The organism is Salinivibrio sp. ML198, from assembly GCF_001996015.1.
Lineage (GTDB): Bacteria > Pseudomonadota > Gammaproteobacteria > Enterobacterales > Vibrionaceae > Salinivibrio > Salinivibrio siamensis.
In genome coordinates, this window is sequence record NZ_MUEZ01000025.1 from 1 (window position 1) to 23,258 (window position 23,258).

Here is a 23,258-nt window from a genome sequence, read left to right on the forward strand (position 1 = left end):
TGGCTTGGCTTGGCTTGGCTTGGCTTGGCTTGGCTTGGCTTGGCTTGGCTTGGCTTGGCTTGGCTTGGCTTGGCTTGGCTTGGCTTGGCAAATAGTATTAGATCGTTCTATTAAGACAATCCAAATGTTTCACGTGAAACCTATCGACTCCAATCTGTGCGAATCTTATTCAAGTCCACGAATCTACGGAGAATCTTTTCGGCCAGGCTACAATCGTGGGTTCAACGTTCACCTTCATTCGCAAGGGCTATTCACCAACAGCGGCGAGTGAAAGAACGTGTCTTTAATGCGAAGAATTGAAGCCAGCTAGTGAATCTGAACACCACGATTCGCTAGCCACAAAAAAGGGCAGCGGTGCTGCCCTCTCCTTTTTCGTATCGTTATGGCCGACACTTACTCAACGTTTTCGAGTAAACGGCTACCGATTTCGATACGACGAGGTTTCTCCTCTTCAGGCACCTCACGCACCAAATCAATATGAAGCATACCGTTTTCCATTTCCGCCCCCGTCACTTTAATATGATCGTCGAGGTGGAACTTGCGTTCGAAGTCACGCTCAGCAATGCCCTGATACAAGAACTTCGTATCTTGATTACGGCTGGCTTTTTTACCCGCAACCGTTAGGCTGTTCTTTTGTTGGGTAATGTCTACTTCGTCTTGGCTAAAGCCTGCTACCGCCATTGTGATTCGGTATTGGTTCTCTTTGCCTTGCTCAATATTGTAAGGAGGAAAACCACCTGCATTTGACGCATTCGTGTTTTCAACCAAATCAAACAAACGGTCAAAGCCAATCGCGGTACGATAGAGTGGAGAGAAATCAAAGTTACGCATAATCTTATCCTTCCTATGAAGCAATAAAATGTTATCTACGGCTTTCCAACCTGGACAAGCCCCCGGCGACCCAATGGCATCGCCTCATTACTGTATATAGGGTTGGGTAATTTGATTTCAAGCCTCATCGAACGATTTTTATCATCGCCAGACGTGTTACCGTTTTATCTACCCATACGGGTACGTTCAAATACCTCTGACCGCTTTAATAAACTACGGCTCTGGATGATGACATACCGCTTCAATGTTATTGCCGTCTGGGTCAATAAGAAATGCCCCAAAGTAATGGTTGTGATACATAGGCCTCAGACCTGGCTTACCATTATCGATTCCCCCAGCCTCCATTCCAGCATCGTAAAACGCCTCCACTGTCCCTCTTGTTGGTGATGAAAATGCTATATGACGAGGGGTATAGGGAGTCTGGGTTTCTATCACCCAAAAGATGGGCCGATCGCTTGGTCCAAAAGCACACATTCGCTGGGTCGGAAAATCAGTATTCCATTCTGCAACAAACTCCATTTGGATCGCATAGCCAAGCGGTTCAAACACCGAACGATAGAACTCTTTAGTTGCCGAGAAGTTCGTTGCGTAGGTACTTAGATGGTCAATCATAATTGCTCCTTATTGGAATAGCGATATGCTTAATCAAGCGGCGCAACGCGCACGAGATGCCCATCAGGGTCTTGAATCACGAATGTTCGACCAAACACATCATCGTAAGGAGCTTGCACAACATTGATGGTTAGGTTGTTCGACCATTGGTCAAAAACGGCATCAACGTCATCATTGGTAGGCACCATAATGCCAATTTCACTCAGTCGTGTCATCGAGGGTGAGGGCTGCTCGCCGCCTGTCCACAACGCGAATAAGGCATCTCCCTGCTCAGAGGCAGAAAACGCCACATACCTGGGACTGGTAAAGACAGGATCACATTGAAACAGTTGCTGATAGAAACCCACAGAACGGTCAATATCAGAAACATAAACCAATTGGAGATTAGCGCGCATTTTTATAGACATCAGGATTCCTATCATTTTGTCGTTAAGGGAATGATAAGTGTACTCACGCCAAAAATACTGTATATAAAAACAGTTACATGTTGCGATTTGCCTCCCAAACAGGCATGAAAAAGGCCAGCAATGCTGGCCTTAATTGTTGATAAACAGTTGATTTATCACTTATACATCGAGGTTTTCTACTTTCAGCGCATTATTTTCGATAAACGCACGACGTGGCTCAACTTGATCACCCATCAAGGTGGTAAACAACTCATCCGCGGCAACCGCATCCTGAATCGTCACCTGCATCATACGACGACCTTCAGGATCCATAGTGGTTTCCCAAAGCTGCTCTGGGTTCATCTCTCCCAAACCTTTATAGCGCTGACGAGACACACCACGGGTTGACTCTTTGATTAACCAGTTGAGTGCTTGCTCAAAGCTCTCTACCGATTGCGTACGTTCACCGCGCTTAACATACGCCCCTTCATCCAGGAGATCATTTAAGGTTTCCGATAGGCTTGCGATTCGACCGTACTCTTTCGAGTTCAAGAAGTCATAGCTCACTAAGTATTTATAATCGACACCATGGGTGCGCACCACCAGCTCTGGCACCCATACCTGATGCTCTTCATCGAGTCGGCATGATGCCTGATACTGGCTTTCACCCGTCGACTTACGATTCAAAATCCCAACAATGTTTTCTACCCATTGCTTAGCCGCCCACTCGTCGCGCAGGTCATCGACTGACAAACGCGGTTGATAAAGCAGCTCATTGAGTAGCGCGGCGGGATAGCGACGCTTCATACGCTGAATCAGCTTGAGCACACCATTGTACTCTTTCACCAATTTCTCAAGTGACTCGCCGTGCATCGCTGGCGCATCTGGGTTCACGAACAATGACGCATTCTCCAACGCCAATGCCACCTGATACTGCTCCATCGCCTCGTCATCTTTGATGTACTGCTCTTGCTTGCCCTTTTTCACTTTATAAAGCGGTGGTTGAGCAATATAAATATAGCCTCGCTCAATCAGCTCTGGCATTTGGCGATAGAAGAAGGTCAGCAGCAAGGTACGAATATGCGAGCCGTCGACATCCGCATCGGTCATGATGATGATGCTGTGATAACGTAGCTTGTCCGGATCGTACTCTTCCCGGCCAATCCCGCACCCCATTGCCGTGATCAGTGTCGCCACTTCTTGCGAGGACAACATCTTATCAAAACGGGCTTTCTCGACGTTGAGGATCTTACCTTTGAGCGGCAAAATCGCTTGGTTCTTACGGTTACGCCCCTGCTTGGCTGAGCCGCCTGCAGAGTCACCCTCCACAATGTAGAGCTCAGATAGCGCCGGATCTTTTTCCTGGCAATCAGCAAGCTTGCCGGGAAGGCCAGCTAAATCCAACGCGCCTTTACGACGCGTCATTTCACGTGCTTTACGTGCCGCATCACGCGCACGGGCAGCGTCAATGATCTTGGTACACACTACTTTCGCATCGGCAGGGTGCTCAATAAGGAAGTCTGATAAGTGGCTGCTCATGGCGGATTCAACCGCCGATTTCACTTCCGATGACACCAGTTTGTCTTTGGTCTGGCTGGAGAACTTGGGATCCGGTACTTTCACCGAGACTACCGCGGTCAAGCCTTCACGGGCATCATCGCCAGACGTCGCGGCTTTGGCTTTTTTGGAATAACCTTCTTTGTCCATGAAGCTATTGAGCGTACGTGTCAATGCGCCACGAAAACCCGCAAGGTGAGTACCACCATCGCGCTGCGGAATATTGTTGGTAAAGCAGTAGATGTTTTCTTGATAGCCATCGTTCCACTGCATCGCCACTTCAACGCTAACCCCGTCTTCCCGAGTGTGCTCAAAGTGGAAAACGGATGGGTGGATGGAGGTCTTCTTATTGTTGAGGTGTTCGACAAACGCGCGGATGCCCCCTTCGTATTTAAAGTGATCCGCTTTGTCTTCTTCGCGCTCGTCAATTAACTTGATGGAGACACCCGAATTAAGGAAAGACAACTCACGCAAGCGCTTGGAAAGCACGTCATAGTTGAAGTTGATATCAGAGAAAGTCTCTTCACTTGGCCAGAAACGAATACGGGTACCGGTTTGGTCGGTCTCACCCATTTCAGCCAGCGGTCCTAGAGGCTCACCGTGCGCAAAATTAAGCTGGTGAACATGGCCATTACGCCAAATAGTCAACTCGAGTTTTTCTGACAAGGCGTTGACCACCGACACCCCCACCCCGTGAAGGCCGCCAGAGACTTTATAAGAGTTGTCATCAAACTTACCGCCGGCGTGGAGGACGGTCATGATCACTTGTGCGGCCGATACACCTTCTTCCTCATGAATATCGACCGGGATACCACGACCATCGTCGCGAACCGATACCGAGCCATCCTCGTGGATGGTCGCCACGATATCATTACAATGTCCGGCCAGTGCTTCATCGATCGAGTTATCGACCACCTCAAACACCATGTGGTGCAGGCCGGTACCATCGTCGGTATCGCCGATATACATTCCCGGACGCTTACGCACGGCATCCAAGCCCTTCAGTACCTTGATACTCGATGAATCGTATTCGTTGGACATTGAGTTACTCTCGCTTATTTATCCTGCGTTAATTTTGCCATGTTCCACATGAAACATCTTACTATTTTCGTCGCAAATTTCCGCGACTTGATCGGCACTAATGGCGCTAACAAAAACCTGAGCCCCAATGCGGGTCAACTCACTGGCCAATAGTGCGCGCCGGCGACTGTCTAATTCGGAGGCAAAGTCATCGATTAAGTAGATACAAGCGATACCTTGCTCCTCGCTATACAACTGGCCTTGTGCGAGCCGAAGTGCACATACCATTAATTTTAACTGTCCGCGCGATAGCACATCATCGACTGGCGTACCTGCCACCTTGATGCGCAAATCGGCTTTATGTGGCCCTGATACCGTGTATCCCATTTGCTGGTCGCGCTCAAAGTTCGCCGCCAACAATGCCTGATAGTCTGCGCCTCGCTCCCATCCTTGATAAAAACGAAACTGGATAGAAAACTCGGGAAGAAATGCTTGGCATAATGCGGTCGCTCGCGCGGAAACCGCATCAACGTAAGCCTGACGCCATGCGCTGATTTGTTCGGCAAGGCGTGCTAGTTCCGTATCCCATACTTGGATATCGCCATAGTGGCGCGCTGTTTTCAACGCGGCGTTGCGTTGCTTCGTTAGGCGCTTCACTCGTGTCCAAGCTTCAAAAAAACCTGGCTCAGAATGAAACACCCCCCAATCGATAAACGCACGACGAAACTTGGGCCCATCGGTTAATAACTCAAAACCTTCAGGGGTGATCAATTGCAATGGCAGCACTTTGGCCAGGGCCACCAGCTTTTGCCCTTTTTCTTGACCGATTTTAACATCTGCACTGCCGTCTCGGCGCTTTTGAATGCCGACCGGAAGCAAGATCCCATCTTGCGTTTTTACTCGACCATGTACTGTAAGATTGGGTTGCTGATGACGAATCACTCGGCTGTTAAGCGCGCTGCGAAAGGAGCGCCCATGACCGAGAAAGTGGATGGCTTCCAATACACTGGTTTTACCACTGCCATTGGGGCCAATTAAAAAGTTAAAGCCTGACGACAACTCAATATCGCAGGCTTCAATATTTCGAAAGTCGTGGACTACCAGTCGTGATAGCGCCATAACCTAGAGGCGAATTGGCATCACAACATACATGGCGTCTTCGCGATCGCAGTCCTCAATCAAGGTACTGCCCACCGCGTCTGTCATCGAAAAACGCACCTTGTCACAACGTAAAACATTGAGCACATCGAGCACGTAACTGACATTAAAACCGATTTCGATTGGCTCACCTTGATAGTCGACTTCCAAAAACTCTTCCGCTTCTTCTTGCTCAGGGTTGTTGGCGGAGATACGCAGCTCGCTACCTTCAATATTCATTCGCACGCCGCGAAATTTCTCGTTCGATAATACCGCGGCTAATGACAATGCTTGCTTGAGCTCAGCACAGTCGACCTCAAGCGTTCGGGAAGTGGATTGTGGCAACACACGCCGATAATCAGGAAAGCGTCCATCAACCAATTTAGAGGTAAAGGTCACATTGCCCACCACCGCACGAATATTAGACGCGCCAATTTGGATATTCACCGGGTGCTCGCTATCATCGAGCAAACGCGCCAACTCACTGACGCCTTTACGTGGCACAATCACTTGTTGTGCGGGCAACGCCTCTTCCATGGATAAATGACACACCGCCATCCGGTGGCCGTCCGTCCCAACGGTGCGCAGCGTATGCCCATCGGTTTCGAATAAGAGTCCATTGAGATAATAGCGTACATCTTGGTTCGCCATCGAAAACTGCGTAGCGTCAATCAGATGACCCAGCTTGCTTTGCGGTACTTGTAAGCTCACTTCGGCATGCCAGTCTTCGATGTTGGGATAATCTGAAGCCGGTAAGGTCGATAATGTAAAGCGGCTTCGTCCCGCTCGCACCACCACGCGGTCACCTTCTTGCGCCACAGTGATACGAGCTTCGCTATGTAAGCCTTTGATGATATCCATAAACTTACGCGAAGGCACAGTGATCGCCCCATCAAGATACTCACCGTCCAGCGGTGCGGTGGCATTGAGCTCGACCTCCATATCGGTCGCCGTCAGCTTGAGTTGCTGCTCCGCCACTTCAATCAATAGGTTACTTAAAATCGGCAAGGTACTACGCCCGCCTAGTGCCCCAGAAACTTGCTGAAGCGGTTGAAGTAATTGCTCACGCGTAAGAGTAAATTTCATAATTAGGACGACAACGTTCGAATCAGGTTAGAGTAGTCTTCTTTTATATCGTGACTTTCTTCACGCAGCTGCTCAATCTTACGACAAGCATGCAATACGGTGGTATGGTCACGACCGCCAAATGCATCACCAATTTCCGGTAAGCTGTGGTTGGTCAGCTCTTTTGCTAGCGCCATCGCCATCTGGCGGGGTCGCGCCACCGAGCGAGACCGACGCTTAGACAACAAGTCTGCCATCTTGATTTTATAATATTCAGCCACGGTTTTCTGGATATTATCAATGGTGACCAACTTTTCTTGCAAGGCGAGCAAATCCCGCAACGCTTCTCGGACGAAATCGATGGTGATCGCACGGCCTGTAAAGTTGGCATTGGCGATCACGCGGTTAAGCGCCCCTTCAAGTTCACGCACGTTAGAACGTAGTCTTTTCGCGATAAAAAAGGCCACTTCATCAGGCAAACGAATGGCATGGTCTTCCGCTTTTTTCATTAAAATCGCCACCCGGGTTTCCAGCTCTGGCGGCTCAATCGCGACGGTCAGCCCCCAGCCAAACCGCGATTTTAAGCGGTCCTCGACCCCGTTGATCTCTTTGGGATAGCGGTCGGAGGTGAGAATGATTTGCTGGTTACCCTCAAGCAACGCATTAAAGGTATGGAAGAATTCTTCTTGCGAGCGCTCTTTGTTGGCAAAGAATTGGATATCATCAATCAATAGCGCATCGACACTGCGGTAATAACGCTTAAACTCTTCGATAGCATTATTTTGCAGCGCTTTCACCATATCTTGCACAAAGCGCTCTGAGTGCATGTACACCACGCGCGCATCCGCTTTGCGATCAGAAATGGCATTACCCACCGCATGCAACAAGTGCGTTTTACCTAAGCCCGTTCCGCCATAAAGAAAAAGGGGATTATAGGCCGCCCCCGGGTTATCCGACACCTGACGCGCGGCTGCCAAGGCTAACTGGTTCGATTTACCCTCAACAAAGTTATTGAACTTGTGTTTGGGGTTGACGTTGGAGCGATGATTAACATCCGATTGCACCGGTGAGGGAGCAGGCTCCCACACTCGTCCTTGCGGCGGCGCTGGCGCCGCTTGTTGCGGAGCGGGCGCAGCAGCAGGCCCGGCAGGGGCAGCTTGTGGCGTTGCGGCAACCGGTTTGCTCCCCACCTCAAAGCGCAGCATGGGTACGTCGACACCACAAAACTCGTTCAGTAATTGATTAATTTGATGCAGATACTTATCTCGCACCCAATCAAGCACAAAACGGTTTGGGGCAAAGAGGGTCAACGTATTGTCATTGAGCTCGGCTTGAAGTGGCCGTACCCACATACTGAATTCTGTCGCAGGTAAATCATCTTGAAGACGTTCAAGACACTGCAACCAAAGCGATGATGACACGTTTGACTCCACGCAGTTGTACCGAAAAGAGAAAGGCCACAATGGTACTCCTGTCGCGCCCAGATCGCTACCCACAAGATCCCGAAATCAGTGAATAAGATCCGAGTTATTCACATAGATCCCACAGAAATACGTGAGATCGCCACAGCAAACCCATGTTTTACTCACAAGAATAGGATCAGATTGGCCAATGATCCTGTTCTTTCCTTGTGCATAATTTTGATCAATGTGGGGGTTATCCCAGGAATTACACGACAACTTCGGTGAATAAGTTATTACTCATAACAAGAAGGTATTTCTCGCCTGCCACTGCCACCCTCTATATTACGCACCTTATCAATATCGATGTGGTTACTACGGAGCTTTTCATGACTAAATGGTTCATCAACGCCCTGCTCAGCGTGAGCATGATTCTCACTGCCCCCGCCTTTGCTTCTGAAACAGTAAAAGTGGGCATGTCTGGCCGCTACTTTCCGTTTACGTTTGTTAAACAAGACCAGCTACAAGGTTTCGAAGTCGATTTGTGGGATGAGATTGGCGAGCGCAACGACTACGATGTGGAGTATGTCACCGCTAACTTCTCAGGACTGTTTGGTCTGTTACAAACCGGCCGTATCGACACCATTTCAAACCAAATCACCATCACCGATGAGCGCCAAGCGAAATATCTATTCACTGACCCGTATGTGGTGGACGGCGCACAAATCACGGTTCGTAAAGGCAATGATGCCATTAACTCGGTCGCCGATCTGAAGGATAAAACCGTGGCCGTTAACTTAGGCTCGAACTTTGAACAACTGTTGCGTGAACACCCAGCCGCTGATGATATCAACATCAAAACCTACGAAACCGGGATTGAACACGATGTGGCCTTGGGTCGTGCTGATGCCTTTATTATGGATCGCCTCTCCGCGCTACAATTGATCAAAGAGTCAGGTCTGCCCCTACAATTAGCTGGACAACCTTTTGAAACCATTGCTAATGCATGGCCGTTTGTCGACTCAGAGCGTGGTCAACGCTTACGTGATGAAGTCAATGCTGCGCTAAACGCGATGCGTGAGGACGGCACCTTGGCGGATATCTCAACCAAATGGTTCGGTGGCGATATCACTAAAAAGTAAGTGTTTACTTTCATTTAATAAGCCCGCGCAGGCGGGCTTTTTTGTTTAAAGGTCAATCATGGCGTTCGATTTTGATTACATGGCCTCCTTGTTTCCCCTGCTGCTGCGTTATTTGGGGATCACCATGGAGATGGCTGTACTGGGCCTCATCTTCGCCCTCGCCTTGGCAGTGGCGATAGCCTTGATTCGCGTGTTTCGCATCCCTGGGCTCAATGGTATTGCACAGATCTTTATTAGCTTCTTCCGTGGCACCCCGCTATTGGTGCAACTGTTTCTACTTTATTACGGTCTCCCTCAGGTCATCCCCGCCTTAGTGGGAATGGAAGCTTTTACCGCCGCAGTGATCGGAATTAGTCTGCATTTTTCTGCGTACATGGCCGAGTCAATCCGCGCCGCCATTACCGGGGTGGATCGCAGCCAGATGGAAGCCAGTCTGGCGGTGGGCATGACCACCCGCCAAGCGATGCAACGCATCATCTTGCCGCAAGCGGTGCGTATTGCCCTGCCATCGTTGATGAACTACTTCATTGATATGATTAAAGCCACGTCACTCGCCTTTACGCTCGGGGTCGCGGAAATCATGGCACAAGCGCAAATGGAAGCGTCATCCAGCTTCAAGTTCTTTGAAGCCTACTTAGCGGTGGCACTCATCTATTGGGCCGTGGTTGTGGCATTAACGCGTGTTCAGTATTGGGCAGAGGCACACCTTAATAAGGCGTATCAACGATGATAAAGATAGAAAAGCTAAAAAAAATCTATCAAGGCGTTGCGGTGCTCGACGGCATCGACCTCACTATCGACCGAGGCGAAATAGTTTGCATTATTGGTCCTAGCGGCACCGGTAAATCGACCTTATTGCGTTGCATTAATTTTCTCGAGCGTGCCGAGCAAGGGATCATCGAAATCGGGGAGCAACGCGTTGATAGCGGCAATATGGCCACCCGTAAGCAGGATATTCTGGCGTTGCGGCGTCAAACTGGCTTTGTTTTCCAAAATTATGCGTTATTTGCTCACCTCAATGCCCGTGACAACATTGCCGAAGGGCTGCGCACCGTTAAGGGATGGGCGAAAGACAAAGCCCATGAGCGTGCCCAGCAAATTCTCGATGATATTGGGCTTGGCGATAAAGGGGATCATTACCCGGCCTCTTTATCGGGTGGACAACAGCAACGGGTTGGCATCGGCCGGGCGATGGCGCTGGAGGCTGAGCTGCTGCTGTTTGATGAGCCCACGTCAGCCCTCGATCCAGAGTGGGTTGGCGAAGTGTTGGCGTTGATGAAAAAGCTCGCCACTCGCCACCAAACCATGCTGGTGGTCACCCATGAAATGCAGTTCGCTCGCGATGTGGCGGATCGGGTGGTATTTATGAACGACGGCCATATTATTGCCCAAGGGACACCGGATTGGTTATTTAACCAATGCGACGATCCCCGTTTGCATAAGTTTTTGAATCAAGTCGGGATCATCCCCTAGTCAACGATCGCTTGGGGATCGATCCTTGCGATCTGTGCCCAAGTGCTTATAATTCACCGCCCGGAGTGGCGTCGGTTAGTGATTGACTAATCGTTAGTCAATGGCTACAATCCGCCCTCTTTGTTGAGAGGCGTCGGAGTCAAGCCTAGTGCTACCCTCCCACGTCGGGTTAACAAACCTAACACTGATCAGTAATAAAGGTAGAAACCATGAAACGCACTTTTCAACCTTCAGTTCTAAAGCGTAAGCGCACTCACGGTTTCCGTGCGCGCATGGCGACTAAGAACGGCCGTAAGGTCATTGCCGCTCGCCGTGCGAAAGGCCGCAAGCAGCTTTCTAAATAATCCGCAGTGATTTGTGAATAAGCTCGCTTATCCTCGGGAGTTACGTCTGCTAACTCCCGAACATTTCAGTGCCGTCTTCCAGCAACCGCATCGCGCCGGTTCGCCGCACTTAACTATACTCGCCAGAAACAACCCACTCGGCCATCCACGTCTCGGTCAAGCTGTACCGAAAAAGCAAATCAAACTTGCTGTTGATCGCAACCGCTTTAAACGTGTGGTCCGCGAAAGCTTTCGTTTACGTCAACATCAACTGCCGGCGAAAGACTTTGTGGTGATCGCGAAAAAAAGTGCTAACAACCTAAGCAATCAAGCGCTGCGAGACGAATTGGACAAGTTATGGCAACGTTTGTCGCGACCGCCGCGCAAAAAGCGCTCATCGCGCTGATTCGGGGATACCAACTGGTTATAAGTCCACTTATTGGACCACGATGCCGGTTTACACCAACCTGCTCTCACTACGCCATCATGGCGATTCAATCCCATGGTGTGATAAAAGGGTGTTGGTTGGCAGGCAAACGTCTATTAAAATGCCACCCTTTGAATGATGGCGGTTACGATCCTGTGCCGCCTTGCGACCACCATAACAGAGACAATTAACAATGGATTCCCAACGCAATATCCTGTTGATTGCCCTATTGTTCGTTTCTTTCATGCTTTACATGGAATGGAACAAACCAGACTCCCCGCAACCGCAGGGACAGGGCGTTGAGCAGCAGCAAACCACTCACAGTGACGTGCCAAGCAGCAATGACGGTGATACCACGTCTCTTGATGCACAGCCTGTCTCTGACAAGCTTGTCACCATCAACACTGACGTTTTAACACTGAAAATTGATACGCAAGGCGGTGATGTTGTCCACGCCGAGCTCCCGCAATATGATGCGGAGCTGGATTCTGACAACGCCTTCACGCTGTTGCACAGCAAACCTGATCATACCTTTGTGGCACAAAGCGGCTTAATTGGTGCCAACGGCATCGATACGGCAGAGGGACGCGCACAATACCAGGTGACGCAAAACAACTTCTCGCTCTCGGACGATCAAGACACCCTACGGGTGCCAATGACGGTTGAGAAAGATGGCATTACCTACACCAAAACCTTCGTGTTTGAGCGTGGTAGCTATGCGGTGGATGTTGAACACACTATCAACAACCAAACCGACAACAACGCCAGTGTCACTATGTACACCCAGCTTAAGCAAAACTTGCTGGACGATGGCGGCAGTTTGACCATGCCGACTTATCGCGGTGGCGCCTACTCCACCGACGACAAGCGTTACGAAAAGTACAGCTTTGATGATATGCAAAGCAAAAACCTGAACGTGACGTTTGACCAAGGTTGGGCCGCGATGATCCAGCACTACTTTGCTACCGCGTGGATCCCACGGGCGGACAATAATGTGCTGAGCACCCGTACCACGGCTCAATACGGTTATATCCAAACCAAGACCCGCGATACCATTGCCGCTGGCACCAGCAAGACGCTGACAGCAACCTTGTGGGTCGGTCCGAAACTGCAAGAACAAATGGCCGCGGTGGCACCAAGCCTGGATTTGGTGGTCGACTACGGCTGGCTATGGTTTATCGCTAAACCGCTGCACTGGTTGCTCTCCACCATTCAAACCTTTGTGGGGAACTGGGGTCTGGCCATCATCATGCTAACCTTCATCGTGCGTGGCGCCATGTACCCGCTCACTAAAGCGCAGTACACCTCGATGGCGAAAATGCGCATGCTGCAGCCTAAACTGCAAGAAATGAAAGAGCGTATCGGTGACGATCGTCAACGCATGAGCCAAGAGATGATGGAGCTCTATAAGCGTGAGAAGGTCAATCCGCTTGGCGGCTGTCTGCCATTGGTTCTGCAAATGCCGATCTTTATTGCCTTGTACTGGGCACTGATGGAGTCGGTAGAATTGCGCCATGCACCATTCTTTGGCTGGATTCAAGACTTGTCGGCACAAGACCCATACTATGTGCTGCCGCTGTTGATGGGTGCATCCATGTTCTTGATTCAGAAGATGAGCCCCACCACGGTCACCGATCCGATGCAGCAGAAGATCATGACCTTTATGCCTGTGGTCTTTACGTTCTTCTTCTTGTTCTTCCCATCCGGTCTGGTTCTATACTGGCTGGTATCGAACGTGGTCACGCTTATCCAACAGACACTGATTTACAAGTCGTTGGAGAAAAAAGGCCTGCATTCACGCTCGTAACTCAGGCCGCGTCACGTAATAATAAAAAGGCGACCCGGCGGTCGCCTTTTTTTGTCGTTTATGGCCTAAAGGCCTGTAATTCAAATAAAGAGTGTGCACTATGGCTCAAACCGACACTATCGTGGCACAAGCCACTGCAACTGGCCGCGGCGGCGTAGGGATTGTCCGCGTGTCTGGCCCGCTCGCCCATGAGATTGGTACAAAAATGACGGGACGTGATCTGGCGCCTCGTCGTGCAGATTATTTGCCCTTTCTCGACCAAGAGGGTCAACCTATCGATCAGGGCATTGCTTTATTCTTTAAAGGCCCTCATTCGTTCACAGGCGAGGATGTGCTTGAACTGCAAGGCCATGGTGGCCCAGTGATCATGGACATGCTTATTCAGCGTATCAGTGCGTTTTCTGGGGTGCGTGCCGCACGACCCGGAGAGTTCTCCGAACGCGCGTTTTTAAACGACAAACTGGATTTAGCCCAAGCTGAAGCCATTGCCGACTTGATTGATGCCAGCTCCGAGCAGGCCGCCCGCTCGGCCTTGCAATCGCTGCAAGGCGCCTTCTCTAGTCAGGTGAATGCGCTGGTGGAAAAAGTGATTCACCTGCGTATTTACGTTGAAGCCGCAATTGACTTTCCCGATGAAGAAATCGACTTTCTCTCTGATGGCAAAGTCGCCAGCGATCTCACGCAGATTATCGAGCACCTCGCCACATTGCGCAAAGAAGCCAACCAAGGGGCGATTATACGTGAGGGAATGAAAGTGGTGATCGCAGGCCGCCCCAACGCCGGAAAATCAAGCTTATTGAATGCCTTATCAGGGAAAGATAGCGCGATTGTCACGGATATCGCCGGTACGACTCGAGATGTCTTGCGTGAGCACATTCATATTGACGGTATGCCTTTGCACATTATTGATACGGCAGGGCTACGCGATACCGCTGATGAGGTCGAACGTATTGGTGTCGAGCGGGCATGGGATGAAATTGAGCAAGCCGATCGCGTTTTATTTATGGTCGATGGCACCACTACCGACGCCACTCATCCTGCGGAAATTTGGCCAGACTTTGTTTCACGTTTACCTAAAGCGATGGGCATGACAGTGATCCGCAACAAAGTCGATATGACCGGCGAGCCAATGGGACACGATAGTAACCATGATCCCGCACTCATCCGCTTAAGTGCCAAAACGGGCGAAGGCATGGACGCATTACGTCAGCACCTCAAAGCCTGTATGGGCTACGCCGGCGGCAGTGAAGGCGGATTTATGGCGCGTCGCCGTCACCTCGACGCGCTTGCTAATGCCGCACATCACTTGGACATCGGTCAGGCGCAGCTAGAAGGTTATATGGCCGGCGAGATTTTAGCAGAAGAATTACGCCTCACTCAGCAACACCTCAATACCATCACCGGTGAGTTCAGTGCCGATGATTTGCTGGGGAAAATTTTCTCTTCATTCTGCATCGGGAAGTAATTATCCCCAACCTGATCACGGGATCCTTCTACTAAGGATCCCTTGTGATACCTCGTCTGATCCCCTTTATCCTCATTATTCGATCGTAAGTTATCCACGTAGTTTTCACCATGATCAGCTACGCTTTAACGAGGTGTGGATGGAGGTACTATGCTGGCAAGTTTTAACCCGATCTTATCAATAGGCCTGAGTGAACATAATCAACTGATGCGGCATCAGATCCGCATGACCAATCTACTCACGGTGATCTGCGTGGTTGGCACGATCATTTTCTCCACCATGTACTGGCTTGCTTTCCAAACCCCGATCGCGGCTTGGCACAACGTCAGTTACGCCTTTTTGTACGCGGCAACCTGGCTGTTGATGTGGTCAGGACGCTGGTATATCGCTCGGTACTACCTTTTTTTCATGTTTTTTGCCCAGCAGTTCATCATGTCTTACTGGGTGTTTGCGGCACAAAGCCAGAACGAACTCTTGTTACTGGTCTCGCCCACTATCGTCTTATTGCTGTTTGACCCCAATGAGCGTCTGGCGCGTTACGGGCTATCACTGACAGCCATCGGCTTAATGTTTTCCATCCAGGTATTACCCACGCCCGACCCCTTGGTAAACCTTTCCACCCTAAACAGCAAAACCATTTACCTTAGCGTTGTCCTGATATTTATTGCCTTATCAGTAATTTTAATGGACTTCTATCTCCATGATCTCTACACCCTCAACCGGCAGGCACGGCAGTACATTCAGCGCGAGCCCCTAGCGCAAACATGGAATGCAACCCAGTTTTATCGCCGACTGAGCACGGAGTGCCAATCATCGACCGACAAGCCGATCGCAATCCTTTGCATTAATATTGATCATTTTCAGCATTTTAATACGCAACATGGCCACTCTATTGGTGATCAAAGCTTACAGTTCCTGGCCGGCTTACTTCATCGTCATCTACCACGCGATGCCCTACTTAGCCGCACTCACGCCGATCAGTTTTTAGTCATGCTCAAAGAAAATGATTGCGCCGATGCCCCAAAATGGGCGGTTAAATGTTATCACGCCATCGCAGAGACCCCCTTTACCTTTCATGGCGGCGCCCATGCATTCACCGCCTCGATAGGCATCGTTCAGCACTTTTCCGGAAACGGTCAAGCGATCGAGTTAATTGACCAAGCCTGCCAAGCCATGACGGAGGCGAAACAAGCGGGCGGCAACCAATGTGTCTGTCAACTTAGTCAGATGACGGCTAGCCAAGCGGTTTAAGCGGAGATTGACTCCTTAAGGTAAGGTCGAAATACTAGGGATGAATACCTTAACGATGAGGAAAGCATGGCAACTATCACTATTATTACCGGCAGTACCCTAGGTGGCGCTGAGTATGTCGGCGATCATCTCGCAGATCTCTTGCAAGCAAAAGGCCATCACCCTCAAGTGGTCAACGAGGGGCTCATTGATGATGTGCTCGGTGCCTCTACCCTATTGATCGTCACGTCAACCCATGGCGCAGGGGACTTTCCAGACAGCATCGCTCCCTTAATGGAACAACTGATCACCGAGCGCCCGATGCTACGCGACGTTCACTATGGCGTGGTCGGGATTGGGGACTCGAGCTACGACACGTTTTGCGAAGCAGGCATGAAAGCAGATGCGTTATTACAAGACTTGGGCGCAATCAAAGTCGGTGAGCGCATTGATATCGATATTCAAGCGCATCCGGTCCCTGAAGATGAAGCCGAACGCTGGTTAACAGACTGGGAACCACAACTTCACGCGCTCAAGTGAACAAAAAACAACCAACCTAACTGTGGATAACTAAGGAATAACCCAGTGATCTTCCTTTAGTTATCCATTTAATACTTTTCATCCCCTGCCCCCTATGTGGATAACCACCCATTTTGATCCCAGGTGATACAGGATCGGATCCAAGGCCACCCACAGAAAGTGATCGTTTCAAGATCCTTGATCTCTATGATCTTTTTTTAGTTATCCACTAAGATCCCTTTCCCTAATAGTAGATCTAACAAAGGATCTATATAAAGATCTTATATATATAAAGCCAATGCGCTCTAACGATCCGGATCAAGGTTTGGTTCCCTGTTGGCAGAAAAAGCGCTAGAATGTCGCCCCTTTTGCTTAGTTCATGCGCAAACACTTAACCAGGTTGAGGCTTTAATCATGTTTTACCAGGATCACTTTGACGTCATCGTTGTGGGTGGTGGCCATGCTGGTACCGAAGCGGCACTGGCTGCTGCCCGGATGAATCAAAGAACACTGTTGTTGACCCATAATATCGACACCTTGGGACAGATGTCGTGTAACCCCGCGATTGGTGGGATCGGGAAAGGACACCTGGTAAAAGAAATTGATGCCCTGGGTGGTGCCATGGCGCAAGCCACCGACAAAGGCGGGATCCAATTTAGAACGCTGAATGCATCTAAAGGACCGGCGGTACGCGCGACACGAGCTCAAGCTGATCGCGCACTTTACAAAGCGGCGATCCGTCATACCTTGGAGAACACGCCAAACCTTTCTTTGTTTCAACAAGCGGTGGTCGACCTGATCGTCGAGCAGGATCGTGTTACAGGCGTAGAAACAGAAATGGGGCTGAAGTTCAGCGCGACCACGGTTGTGCTAACGGTCGGAACCTTTTTGGGTGGGAAAATCCATATCGGTATGGATAATTACGCCGGTGGGCGTGCCGGTGATCCGCCGTCAAACAAACTTGCGGATCGCTTACGTGCATTACCGTTTCGCGTTGATCGACTGAAAACCGGCACACCTCCGCGCATTGACGCACGCTCGGTCGATTTTTCAGTGATGCAAACCCAACATGGTGATACCCCTTGCCCGGTATTTTCATTCATGGGAAATGTCCAGCAGCATCCGCAACAAATCCCGTGCTATATCACCTACACCAATGAAAGAACGCACGACGTCATCCGCGAAAACCTTTCTCGTAGTCCGATGTATTCTGGCGTGATTGAAGGTATTGGGCCGCGTTATTGTCCGTCGATTGAAGACAAGGTGATGCGGTTTGCCGACAAAGACAAACATCAAATCTTTGTGGAACCAGAAGGGTTGACCAGCAATGAGTTGTATCCGAATGGCATCTCCACCAGCTTGCCGTTTGATGTGCAAATGGGCATTATCCAGTCGATCAAAGGGTTTGAAAACGCCAAAGTGATCCGCCCTGGCTATGCGATCGAGTATGATTTCTTTGATCCTCGCGATCTCAAACAAACGCTAGAAACCAAATTTATCGACGGGTTATTTTTTGCGGGACAAATTAACGGTACCACCGGTTATGAAGAAGCCGGGGCGCAAGGTTTGCTCGCTGGGTGTAACGCGGCATTACAAGCTCAAGGCAAAGAAGGCTGGAGCCCACGTCGCGATCAAGCCTATATGGGCGTGTTGATCGACGATCTCTCCACCATGGGCACCCAAGAGCCTTACCGCATGTTTACCTCTCGTGCCGAGTATCGATTACTATTGCGCGAAGACAATGCTGATATGCGCTTAACCGAAAAAGGGCGCGAGCTTGGTTTGGTCGACGATGCTCGCTGGGCGCGTTTTAATCAGAAAATGGAAAACATGGAGCAAGAGCGTCAGCGCCTGCGTGGGACTTGGATCCATCCACATTCGGACGATGTTACTGCGCTTAACGCCATGCTGAAAACCCCCTTAGCACGTGAAGCCAATGGCGAAGATTTGCTGCGTCGTCCCGAGCTGCGTTATCAAGATATTGTGGCGTTACCGACCTTTGGGCCGGCCCATCAAGACACGCAAGCCAGTGAGCAAGTGGAGATCCAAGTGAAATATGCCGGTTACATCGACCGTCAGCAGGATGAAATCGCCAAGTCGCAGCGTCATGAACATACGACACTGCCAACAGACCTCGATTATGAGCAAATTAAAGGCTTGTCCAATGAGGTGAAAGGGAAGCTTGCCGATGCACGCCCGGAAACCGTGGGCAAAGCGTCTCGCATTTCTGGTGTGACACCCGCTGCCATCTCCATTTTGCTTGTGCACTTGAAAAAACAAGGCATGTTGAAGAAAGGGGCATAAATGGAATCACAAATACAACAAGGGCTTGCCAAAGCAGGCCTGGTTTTGTCTGCACAACAACAGGCTCAGCTCCTTTCCTATGTGCGCCTGTTGGATAAATGGAACAAGGCGTACAACCTGACATCTGTCCGTCGTCCCGAAGACATGGTGGTGAAACATATTCTTGATAGTTTGGTTGTTTCCCCCCATCTTGACGGCGATCATTTTATCGATGTGGGGACAGGTCCAGGATTACCAGGTATTCCTCTGGCTATTGCGAATCCGGATAAACACTTCACCCTGCTAGACAGTTTAGGGAAACGGATCCGCTTCATTCGCCAAGTGTTGCACGAACTAGAAATAGACAATGTCACGCCGGTACAAAGCCGCGTCGAGGACTTTATCCCCGATAATGGCTTTGATGGCGTCTTGAGCCGAGCGTTTGCTTCCATGAACGACATGGTGAGCTGGTGCCAACATCTTCCTCATGCTGAGGGACAATTTTACGCGCTGAAAGGGCAAGTGGACCAGCAGGAGCTGGATGCCTTGCCTGCTGCTTGTTCTGTGACCGATATCAAAGCTTTGAAGGTACCGGGATTGGAAGGGGCGCGTCATCTAGTAATCTTGAGAGCAAAGAGTAACGAATAGAGGTCGAGAGCACGTGGGTAAAGTTATCGCGGTAGCAAACCAGAAAGGCGGCGTGGGGAAAACCACCACCAGTGTCAACCTTGCAGCGTCACTGGCTGCCACCAATCGCAAAGTGCTACTGATTGATTTAGACCCACAGGGCAACGCGACCATGGCCAGTGGGGTGGATAAATACGATGTGCATGCCACTGCCTACGACCTCTTAATTGAAGACACACCGTTTGAGCAAGTCGTGGTGGAAGACACGGCAGGCAGCTATCACCTGATTGCCGCCAATGGCGACGTGACCGCCGCTGAAATTAAGCTGATGGAAGTATTCGCTCGCGAAGTTCGCCTGCGCACCATGCTTGAGCCGGTGGTGGATCGCTATGATTATATTTTTATTGATTGCCCACCTTCGCTCAACTTGCTGACTATTAACGCAATGACCGCTGCCAACTCTGTGTTGGTTCCCATGCAGTGTGAGTACTTTGCCCTGGAGGGATTAACGGCATTGATGGATACCATCAGCAAGCTTGCCAGTGTGGTCAATGCTGAGCTTCACGTGGAAGGGGTGCTGCGCACCATGTACGATCCGCGTAACCGATTAGCGACCGAAGTATCGGATCAGATCAAAAAACACTTCGGTGATAAGGTGTATCGTACCGTGATTCCTCGCAACGTGCGGCTTGCGGAAGCGCCAAGTCATGGCCGACCCGCCATGTACTACGACAAATTATCGAGCGGTGCCAAAGCCTACCTCGCCCTTGCGGGTGAAATCCTGCGTCGCGAAGAGCAAGCACGCTCCTCGCCAGACGCTGTCAATGCCTGAGGAAAACAATGAATTCAGCGAAACGCGGTCTTGGAAAGGGCCTGGATGCCTTGTTGGCGACCAGTGCACATGCACAGTCATCCACCCAAGCTTCCCCTGAGTCCACCAATACGAGTAACAGCGAATTACAGCAGTTGCCCGTTACTGCGTTGGAGCCAGGTCAGTATCAGCCACGTCAAGATATGGCTGAGGAGGCACTGGAAGAGTTAACCGAGTCCATCCGCGCGCAAGGTATTATTCAGCCTTTGGTTGTCCGTCAAGTGGCAGCCGGGCGCTATGAAATCATTGCCGGTGAGCGTCGCTGGCGTGCCGCTAAGCAAGCAGGGCTTAACAATGTCCCCTGCTTGGTGCGCGAGATGAGCGATAAGGTCGCCAGTGCGGTCGCCTTGATTGAGAATATCCAGCGCGAGAACCTGAATGCGATGGAAGAAGCCCAGGCACTCGCGCGCTTAGTTGACGAATTTGAACTGACTCACCAACAGTTGGCGGAGTCACTCGGTAAATCTCGGGCCACCATTAGTAATCTACTTAGGTTAAATGGATTGGAGTCCGGTGTGCGGCAATTGCTGCTTAACAAACAACTCGAGATGGGTCACGCACGTGCCCTGCTGGCGCTCGAAGGCGACGCACAAATCGATGCGGCGCTGACCGCCGTCAATAAAAAGATGACGGTTCGCCAGATAGAAAAACTAGTAAAAAAGATGCTTTCGCCTCCTGTTGAAACGGAAAAGCCTAAATTATCACCTGAAGTCGAAGCGCTCCAGCAACGACTTGGCGATAAGCTAGGAGCCAGTGTCGCGTTAACACAACAGAAAAACGGTAGTGGGAAATTGGTGATTAATTTTGAAGAATCTGAAAAATTAGCGCAAATTCTTGCAATTTTCGACGAAGAAATGTGACCTATGCCATTCGCTTTTTGTTACATAAAAGCGCTTACTGTGATCAGGTTACTCTGTTGTAAAATTTTCCCCGCTTTTTTACATCGATGCGATTGCATTAGTTGGGGCGAAACGTATAATTTTTGCTGTTTTCCCAGCACGGCAACAGTGCTAAGTGGAACGGAATCGAGGAACAAATACATGGTATCGACGCTCGCGCGGCCGGGTCGTGAAATCGCGACAAAATTGGTGCTTTTGCAAGCTGGCGTCGTATTAGCAACGGCAATCGTGATGGCGCTTGCTATCAATGTCGACTGGGGAAAATCCGCGCTGATCGGTGGGGGCATCTTTGTGGTTGCCAATGCTGCCTTTGCGGCGTGTGCTTTCCTTTTTAGTGGGGCAAGAGCTGCGAAATTCGTAGTTGCGTCCTTCTTTAGCGGTGAAGTGTTGAAAATTTCACTGACTGTCGTCTTGTTTGTCCTTGCTTACCTGTATGTCGAGGTGGAATTGCTTCCCCTCAAACTGGCCTATTTGCTGGCATTAGGGGTTAATATCCTCGCGCCAGTTTTATTCATTAACAACAACAAATAGGATGAGTTATGGCTGCGTCAGGTGATGCGCTTACACCGTCTGGCTATATCACTCACCACCTGACACACTTGTCAAGCGGTGAGGGGTTTTGGGCGGTTCACATTGATAGCCTGTTTTTCTCTGTCCTCATCGGTATTGTCTTCCTAGGCCTTTTCCGATCGGTGGCAAAGAAAGCATCGACAGGTGTCCCGGGTAAGTTTCAGTGCTTCGTTGAGATCTTGGTTGAGTTCGTTGATGACAACGTCCGCGAAACCTTCCATGGACGAAATCCACTGATCGCACCTTTGGCCCTGACTATCTTCGTCTGGATATTCTTGATGAATACGATGGACTTAATCCCTATCGATTTTCTACCGTATCCGGCGGAACACTGGTTAGGCATTCCTTACTTGAAAGTGGTGCCAACTGCAGACGTAAATATCACCCTTGCGATGGCGCTGGGCGTGTTCTTCTTGATGATTTTCTACAGCATCAAGATTAAAGGTGTGGGTGGCTTTGCCAAAGAGCTGGCGCTACACCCGTTCAATCACCCTATCATGATTCCGTTCAACCTCCTGTTGGAGATAGTTTCGCTGCTGGCGAAGCCTATTTCACTCGGGATGCGTCTGTTCGGTAACATGTTTGCCGGTGAGGTGGTATTTATTCTTATCGCGGCGTTGTTGCCGTGGTGGGCGCAATGGCTGGGCTCTGTGCCGTGGGCAATATTCCACATTCTAGTCATTACGATTCAAGCCTTTGTCTTTATGATGTTGACCATCGTGTATCTCTCGCAGGCACACGAAGACTCAGATCATTGATGACATTTTTTAGAAAGCAATTTGTTAGTCATTATTGGCTCAAAGCCGACAACGAAAACTGGAGATAGTGATGGAAACTTTATTGAGCTTTTCTGCAATTGCCGTGGGCATCATTGTAGGTCTTGCTTCCCTTGGTACTGCGATTGGTTTCGCCCTGCTGGGTGGTAAATTCCTTGAAGGTGCAGCACGTCAACCTGAGATGGCTCCTATGCTGCAAGTTAAGATGTTCATCATCGCGGGTCTTCTTGATGCGGTTCCAATGATCGGTATCGTAATCGCACTGCTGTTCACGTTCGCGAACCCATTCGTAGGTCAACTGTAAACTGGCTAATAGCTGAACAGACCCTTTAGCTTATGATTAAGGAGGCGCCGTTGTGAATATCAACGCAACTCTGCTAGGCCAGGCAATCGCGTTCACTATCTTTGTGTGGTTCTGCATGAAATATGTATGGCCACCATTGATGCAAGCGATTGAGGAACGTCAGAAAAAAATCGCTGACGGTCTCGCGGCGGCTGATCGCGCCGCCAAAGACCTGGATTTGGCCCAGGCGAATGCTTCTGATCAATTGAAAGAAGCGAAGCGCAACGCAACTGACATTATCGAGCAGGCCAATAAGCGCAAAGCACAAATCCTCGATGAGGCACGTGCAGAAGCGGCTGCTGAGCGCGACAATATCCTCAATCAGGGTAAAGCCGAGCTAGAAGCCGAGCGTAACCGTGCTCGCGATGAGCTGCGTAAGCAAGTTGCATCGCTCGCTGTTATTGGTGCCGAGAAAATTATTGAGCGCTCTATTGACGAGAATGCTCATAAAGATCTTCTCGATAAAATCACTGCAGAACTGTAACAAGGAGGGGC

General features: G+C 50.1%; 25 protein-coding genes. 18 read left to right on the top strand and 7 right to left on the bottom strand.

Annotated features, from left to right (window positions below):
• Positions 1-393: 393 nt before the first annotated feature.
• From BZG25_RS14630 to dnaA, 7 genes are all read right to left on the bottom strand, one after another.
• A complete protein-coding gene (locus tag BZG25_RS14630; RefSeq protein WP_046074840.1) occupies positions 394-831 on the bottom strand; it encodes an Hsp20 family protein in 438 nt (145 codons plus the stop codon).
• Positions 832-1,044: 213 nt separating this feature from the next.
• Positions 1,045-1,443 carry a VOC family protein gene (locus tag BZG25_RS14635; RefSeq protein WP_077579397.1) on the bottom strand — a complete coding sequence of 133 codons (399 nt, stop codon included), beginning with the start codon at positions 1,441-1,443 and terminating at the stop codon, positions 1,045-1,047.
• A gap of 29 nt (positions 1,444-1,472) precedes the next feature.
• On the bottom strand, positions 1,473-1,850 hold the full coding sequence (locus BZG25_RS14640) for a VOC family protein (RefSeq protein ID WP_077639325.1): 378 nt from the start codon (positions 1,848-1,850) through the stop codon (positions 1,473-1,475).
• A 159-nt stretch (positions 1,851-2,009) separates the two neighbouring features.
• Positions 2,010-4,427, bottom strand: coding sequence for a DNA topoisomerase (ATP-hydrolyzing) subunit B (gene gyrB / locus BZG25_RS14645; protein WP_077639326.1), 2,418 nt, complete (start codon positions 4,425-4,427; stop codon positions 2,010-2,012).
• An 18-nt stretch (positions 4,428-4,445) separates the two neighbouring features.
• Positions 4,446-5,525, bottom strand: a complete 1,080-nt coding sequence (gene recF, locus BZG25_RS14650) for a DNA replication/repair protein RecF (RefSeq protein WP_077579395.1) — start codon at positions 5,523-5,525, stop codon at positions 4,446-4,448.
• A 3-nt stretch (positions 5,526-5,528) separates the two neighbouring features.
• Positions 5,529-6,629 carry a DNA polymerase III subunit beta gene (dnaN, locus tag BZG25_RS14655; RefSeq protein WP_046074845.1) on the bottom strand — a complete coding sequence of 367 codons (1,101 nt, stop codon included), beginning with the start codon at positions 6,627-6,629 and terminating at the stop codon, positions 5,529-5,531.
• 2 nt (positions 6,630-6,631) lie between these two features.
• Positions 6,632-8,029 (bottom strand): chromosomal replication initiator protein DnaA, encoded by a 1,398-nt coding sequence (gene dnaA / locus BZG25_RS14660; protein ID WP_046074846.1) that lies wholly within the window; start codon positions 8,027-8,029, stop codon positions 6,632-6,634.
• Between the two features lie 368 nt (positions 8,030-8,397).
• Between dnaA and BZG25_RS14665 the strand changes: the two genes are divergently transcribed.
• From BZG25_RS14665 to atpF, 18 genes are all read left to right on the top strand, one after another.
• Positions 8,398-9,150, top strand: a complete 753-nt coding sequence (locus BZG25_RS14665) for an amino acid ABC transporter substrate-binding protein (protein ID WP_077607310.1) — start codon at positions 8,398-8,400, stop codon at positions 9,148-9,150.
• Positions 9,151-9,208: 58 nt separating this feature from the next.
• Positions 9,209-9,880 carry an amino acid ABC transporter permease gene (locus BZG25_RS14670; protein ID WP_046074848.1) on the top strand — a complete coding sequence of 224 codons (672 nt, stop codon included), beginning with the start codon at positions 9,209-9,211 and terminating at the stop codon, positions 9,878-9,880.
• The gene (locus BZG25_RS14675; RefSeq protein ID WP_077579393.1) at positions 9,877-10,623 is read left to right on the top strand and encodes an amino acid ABC transporter ATP-binding protein; all 747 of its coding nucleotides are present in this window, start codon (positions 9,877-9,879) and stop codon (positions 10,621-10,623) included. Before BZG25_RS14670 ends, BZG25_RS14675 begins: the two co-directional genes overlap by 4 nt.
• 209 nt (positions 10,624-10,832) lie before the next feature.
• Positions 10,833-10,967 carry a 50S ribosomal protein L34 gene (gene rpmH, locus BZG25_RS14680; protein WP_025672864.1) on the top strand — a complete coding sequence of 45 codons (135 nt, stop codon included), beginning with the start codon at positions 10,833-10,835 and terminating at the stop codon, positions 10,965-10,967.
• A gap of 13 nt (positions 10,968-10,980) precedes the next feature.
• Positions 10,981-11,352, top strand: a complete 372-nt coding sequence (gene rnpA / locus BZG25_RS14685) for a ribonuclease P protein component (RefSeq protein WP_046074850.1) — start codon at positions 10,981-10,983, stop codon at positions 11,350-11,352.
• The gene (gene yidD, locus BZG25_RS14690; protein WP_077456636.1) at positions 11,304-11,564 is read left to right on the top strand and encodes a membrane protein insertion efficiency factor YidD; all 261 of its coding nucleotides are present in this window, start codon (positions 11,304-11,306) and stop codon (positions 11,562-11,564) included. Before rnpA ends, yidD begins: the two co-directional genes overlap by 49 nt.
• 2 nt (positions 11,565-11,566) lie before the next feature.
• Entirely contained in the window at positions 11,567-13,180 is a 1,614-nt protein-coding gene (gene yidC / locus BZG25_RS14695) for a membrane protein insertase YidC (protein WP_046074851.1), read from the top strand.
• 100 nt (positions 13,181-13,280) lie between these two features.
• Entirely contained in the window at positions 13,281-14,645 is a 1,365-nt protein-coding gene (mnmE, locus tag BZG25_RS14700; protein ID WP_077639327.1) for a tRNA uridine-5-carboxymethylaminomethyl(34) synthesis GTPase MnmE, read from the top strand.
• Between the two features lie 150 nt (positions 14,646-14,795).
• Entirely contained in the window at positions 14,796-15,896 is a 1,101-nt protein-coding gene (locus BZG25_RS14705) for a GGDEF domain-containing protein (protein WP_052708062.1), read from the top strand.
• A 66-nt stretch (positions 15,897-15,962) separates the two neighbouring features.
• Positions 15,963-16,415, top strand: a complete 453-nt coding sequence (gene mioC, locus BZG25_RS14710) for an FMN-binding protein MioC (protein WP_046074853.1) — start codon at positions 15,963-15,965, stop codon at positions 16,413-16,415.
• A 393-nt stretch (positions 16,416-16,808) separates the two neighbouring features.
• Positions 16,809-18,698 (top strand): tRNA uridine-5-carboxymethylaminomethyl(34) synthesis enzyme MnmG, encoded by a 1,890-nt coding sequence (mnmG, locus tag BZG25_RS14715; protein WP_046074895.1) that lies wholly within the window; start codon positions 16,809-16,811, stop codon positions 18,696-18,698.
• Positions 18,699-19,325, top strand: coding sequence for a 16S rRNA (guanine(527)-N(7))-methyltransferase RsmG (rsmG, locus tag BZG25_RS14720; protein ID WP_077639328.1), 627 nt, complete (start codon positions 18,699-18,701; stop codon positions 19,323-19,325).
• Positions 19,326-19,338: 13 nt separating this feature from the next.
• On the top strand, positions 19,339-20,136 hold the full coding sequence (locus BZG25_RS14725) for a ParA family protein (protein WP_046074855.1): 798 nt from the start codon (positions 19,339-19,341) through the stop codon (positions 20,134-20,136).
• 8 nt (positions 20,137-20,144) lie between these two features.
• Positions 20,145-21,035 (top strand): ParB/RepB/Spo0J family partition protein, encoded by an 891-nt coding sequence (locus BZG25_RS14730; RefSeq protein WP_046074856.1) that lies wholly within the window; start codon positions 20,145-20,147, stop codon positions 21,033-21,035.
• A gap of 180 nt (positions 21,036-21,215) precedes the next feature.
• Entirely contained in the window at positions 21,216-21,605 is a 390-nt protein-coding gene (locus BZG25_RS14735) for a F0F1 ATP synthase subunit I (protein WP_046074857.1), read from the top strand.
• A gap of 8 nt (positions 21,606-21,613) precedes the next feature.
• Positions 21,614-22,402 (top strand): F0F1 ATP synthase subunit A, encoded by a 789-nt coding sequence (gene atpB / locus BZG25_RS14740; RefSeq protein WP_077607318.1) that lies wholly within the window; start codon positions 21,614-21,616, stop codon positions 22,400-22,402.
• A gap of 70 nt (positions 22,403-22,472) precedes the next feature.
• Positions 22,473-22,724 (top strand): F0F1 ATP synthase subunit C, encoded by a 252-nt coding sequence (gene atpE, locus BZG25_RS14745; protein WP_025672872.1) that lies wholly within the window; start codon positions 22,473-22,475, stop codon positions 22,722-22,724.
• A 52-nt stretch (positions 22,725-22,776) separates the two neighbouring features.
• Entirely contained in the window at positions 22,777-23,247 is a 471-nt protein-coding gene (gene atpF / locus BZG25_RS14750; RefSeq protein WP_046074859.1) for a F0F1 ATP synthase subunit B, read from the top strand.
• Positions 23,248-23,258 lie beyond the last annotated feature (11 nt).

Excerpts from the sequence above, each read along its gene's own strand:
- BZG25_RS14630 (WP_046074840.1), bottom strand. The coding sequence starts at position 831 with ATGCGTAACTTTGATTTCTCTCCACTCTATCGTACCGCGATTGGCTTT.
- BZG25_RS14635 (WP_077579397.1), bottom strand. The coding sequence starts at position 1,443 with ATGATTGACCATCTAAGTACCTACGCAACGAACTTCTCGGCAACTAAA.
- BZG25_RS14640 (WP_077639325.1), bottom strand. The coding sequence starts at position 1,850 with ATGTCTATAAAAATGCGCGCTAATCTCCAATTGGTTTATGTTTCTGAT.
- gyrB (WP_077639326.1), bottom strand. The coding sequence starts at position 4,427 with ATGTCCAACGAATACGATTCATCGAGTATCAAGGTACTGAAGGGCTTG.
- recF (WP_077579395.1), bottom strand. The coding sequence starts at position 5,525 with ATGGCGCTATCACGACTGGTAGTCCACGACTTTCGAAATATTGAAGCC.
- dnaN (WP_046074845.1), bottom strand. The coding sequence starts at position 6,629 with ATGAAATTTACTCTTACGCGTGAGCAATTACTTCAACCGCTTCAGCAA.
- BZG25_RS14665 (WP_077607310.1), top strand. The coding sequence starts at position 8,398 with ATGACTAAATGGTTCATCAACGCCCTGCTCAGCGTGAGCATGATTCTC.
- BZG25_RS14670 (WP_046074848.1), top strand. The coding sequence starts at position 9,209 with ATGGCGTTCGATTTTGATTACATGGCCTCCTTGTTTCCCCTGCTGCTG.
- BZG25_RS14675 (WP_077579393.1), top strand. The coding sequence starts at position 9,877 with ATGATAAAGATAGAAAAGCTAAAAAAAATCTATCAAGGCGTTGCGGTG.
- rpmH (WP_025672864.1), top strand. The coding sequence starts at position 10,833 with ATGAAACGCACTTTTCAACCTTCAGTTCTAAAGCGTAAGCGCACTCAC.
- yidD (WP_077456636.1), top strand. The coding sequence starts at position 11,304 with ATGGCAACGTTTGTCGCGACCGCCGCGCAAAAAGCGCTCATCGCGCTG.
- yidC (WP_046074851.1), top strand. The coding sequence starts at position 11,567 with ATGGATTCCCAACGCAATATCCTGTTGATTGCCCTATTGTTCGTTTCT.
- mnmE (WP_077639327.1), top strand. The coding sequence starts at position 13,281 with ATGGCTCAAACCGACACTATCGTGGCACAAGCCACTGCAACTGGCCGC.
- BZG25_RS14705 (WP_052708062.1), top strand. The coding sequence starts at position 14,796 with ATGCTGGCAAGTTTTAACCCGATCTTATCAATAGGCCTGAGTGAACAT.
- mioC (WP_046074853.1), top strand. The coding sequence starts at position 15,963 with ATGGCAACTATCACTATTATTACCGGCAGTACCCTAGGTGGCGCTGAG.
- mnmG (WP_046074895.1), top strand. The coding sequence starts at position 16,809 with ATGTTTTACCAGGATCACTTTGACGTCATCGTTGTGGGTGGTGGCCAT.
- rsmG (WP_077639328.1), top strand. The coding sequence starts at position 18,699 with ATGGAATCACAAATACAACAAGGGCTTGCCAAAGCAGGCCTGGTTTTG.
- BZG25_RS14730 (WP_046074856.1), top strand. The coding sequence starts at position 20,145 with ATGAATTCAGCGAAACGCGGTCTTGGAAAGGGCCTGGATGCCTTGTTG.
- BZG25_RS14735 (WP_046074857.1), top strand. The coding sequence starts at position 21,216 with ATGGTATCGACGCTCGCGCGGCCGGGTCGTGAAATCGCGACAAAATTG.
- atpB (WP_077607318.1), top strand. The coding sequence starts at position 21,614 with ATGGCTGCGTCAGGTGATGCGCTTACACCGTCTGGCTATATCACTCAC.
- atpE (WP_025672872.1), top strand. The coding sequence starts at position 22,473 with ATGGAAACTTTATTGAGCTTTTCTGCAATTGCCGTGGGCATCATTGTA.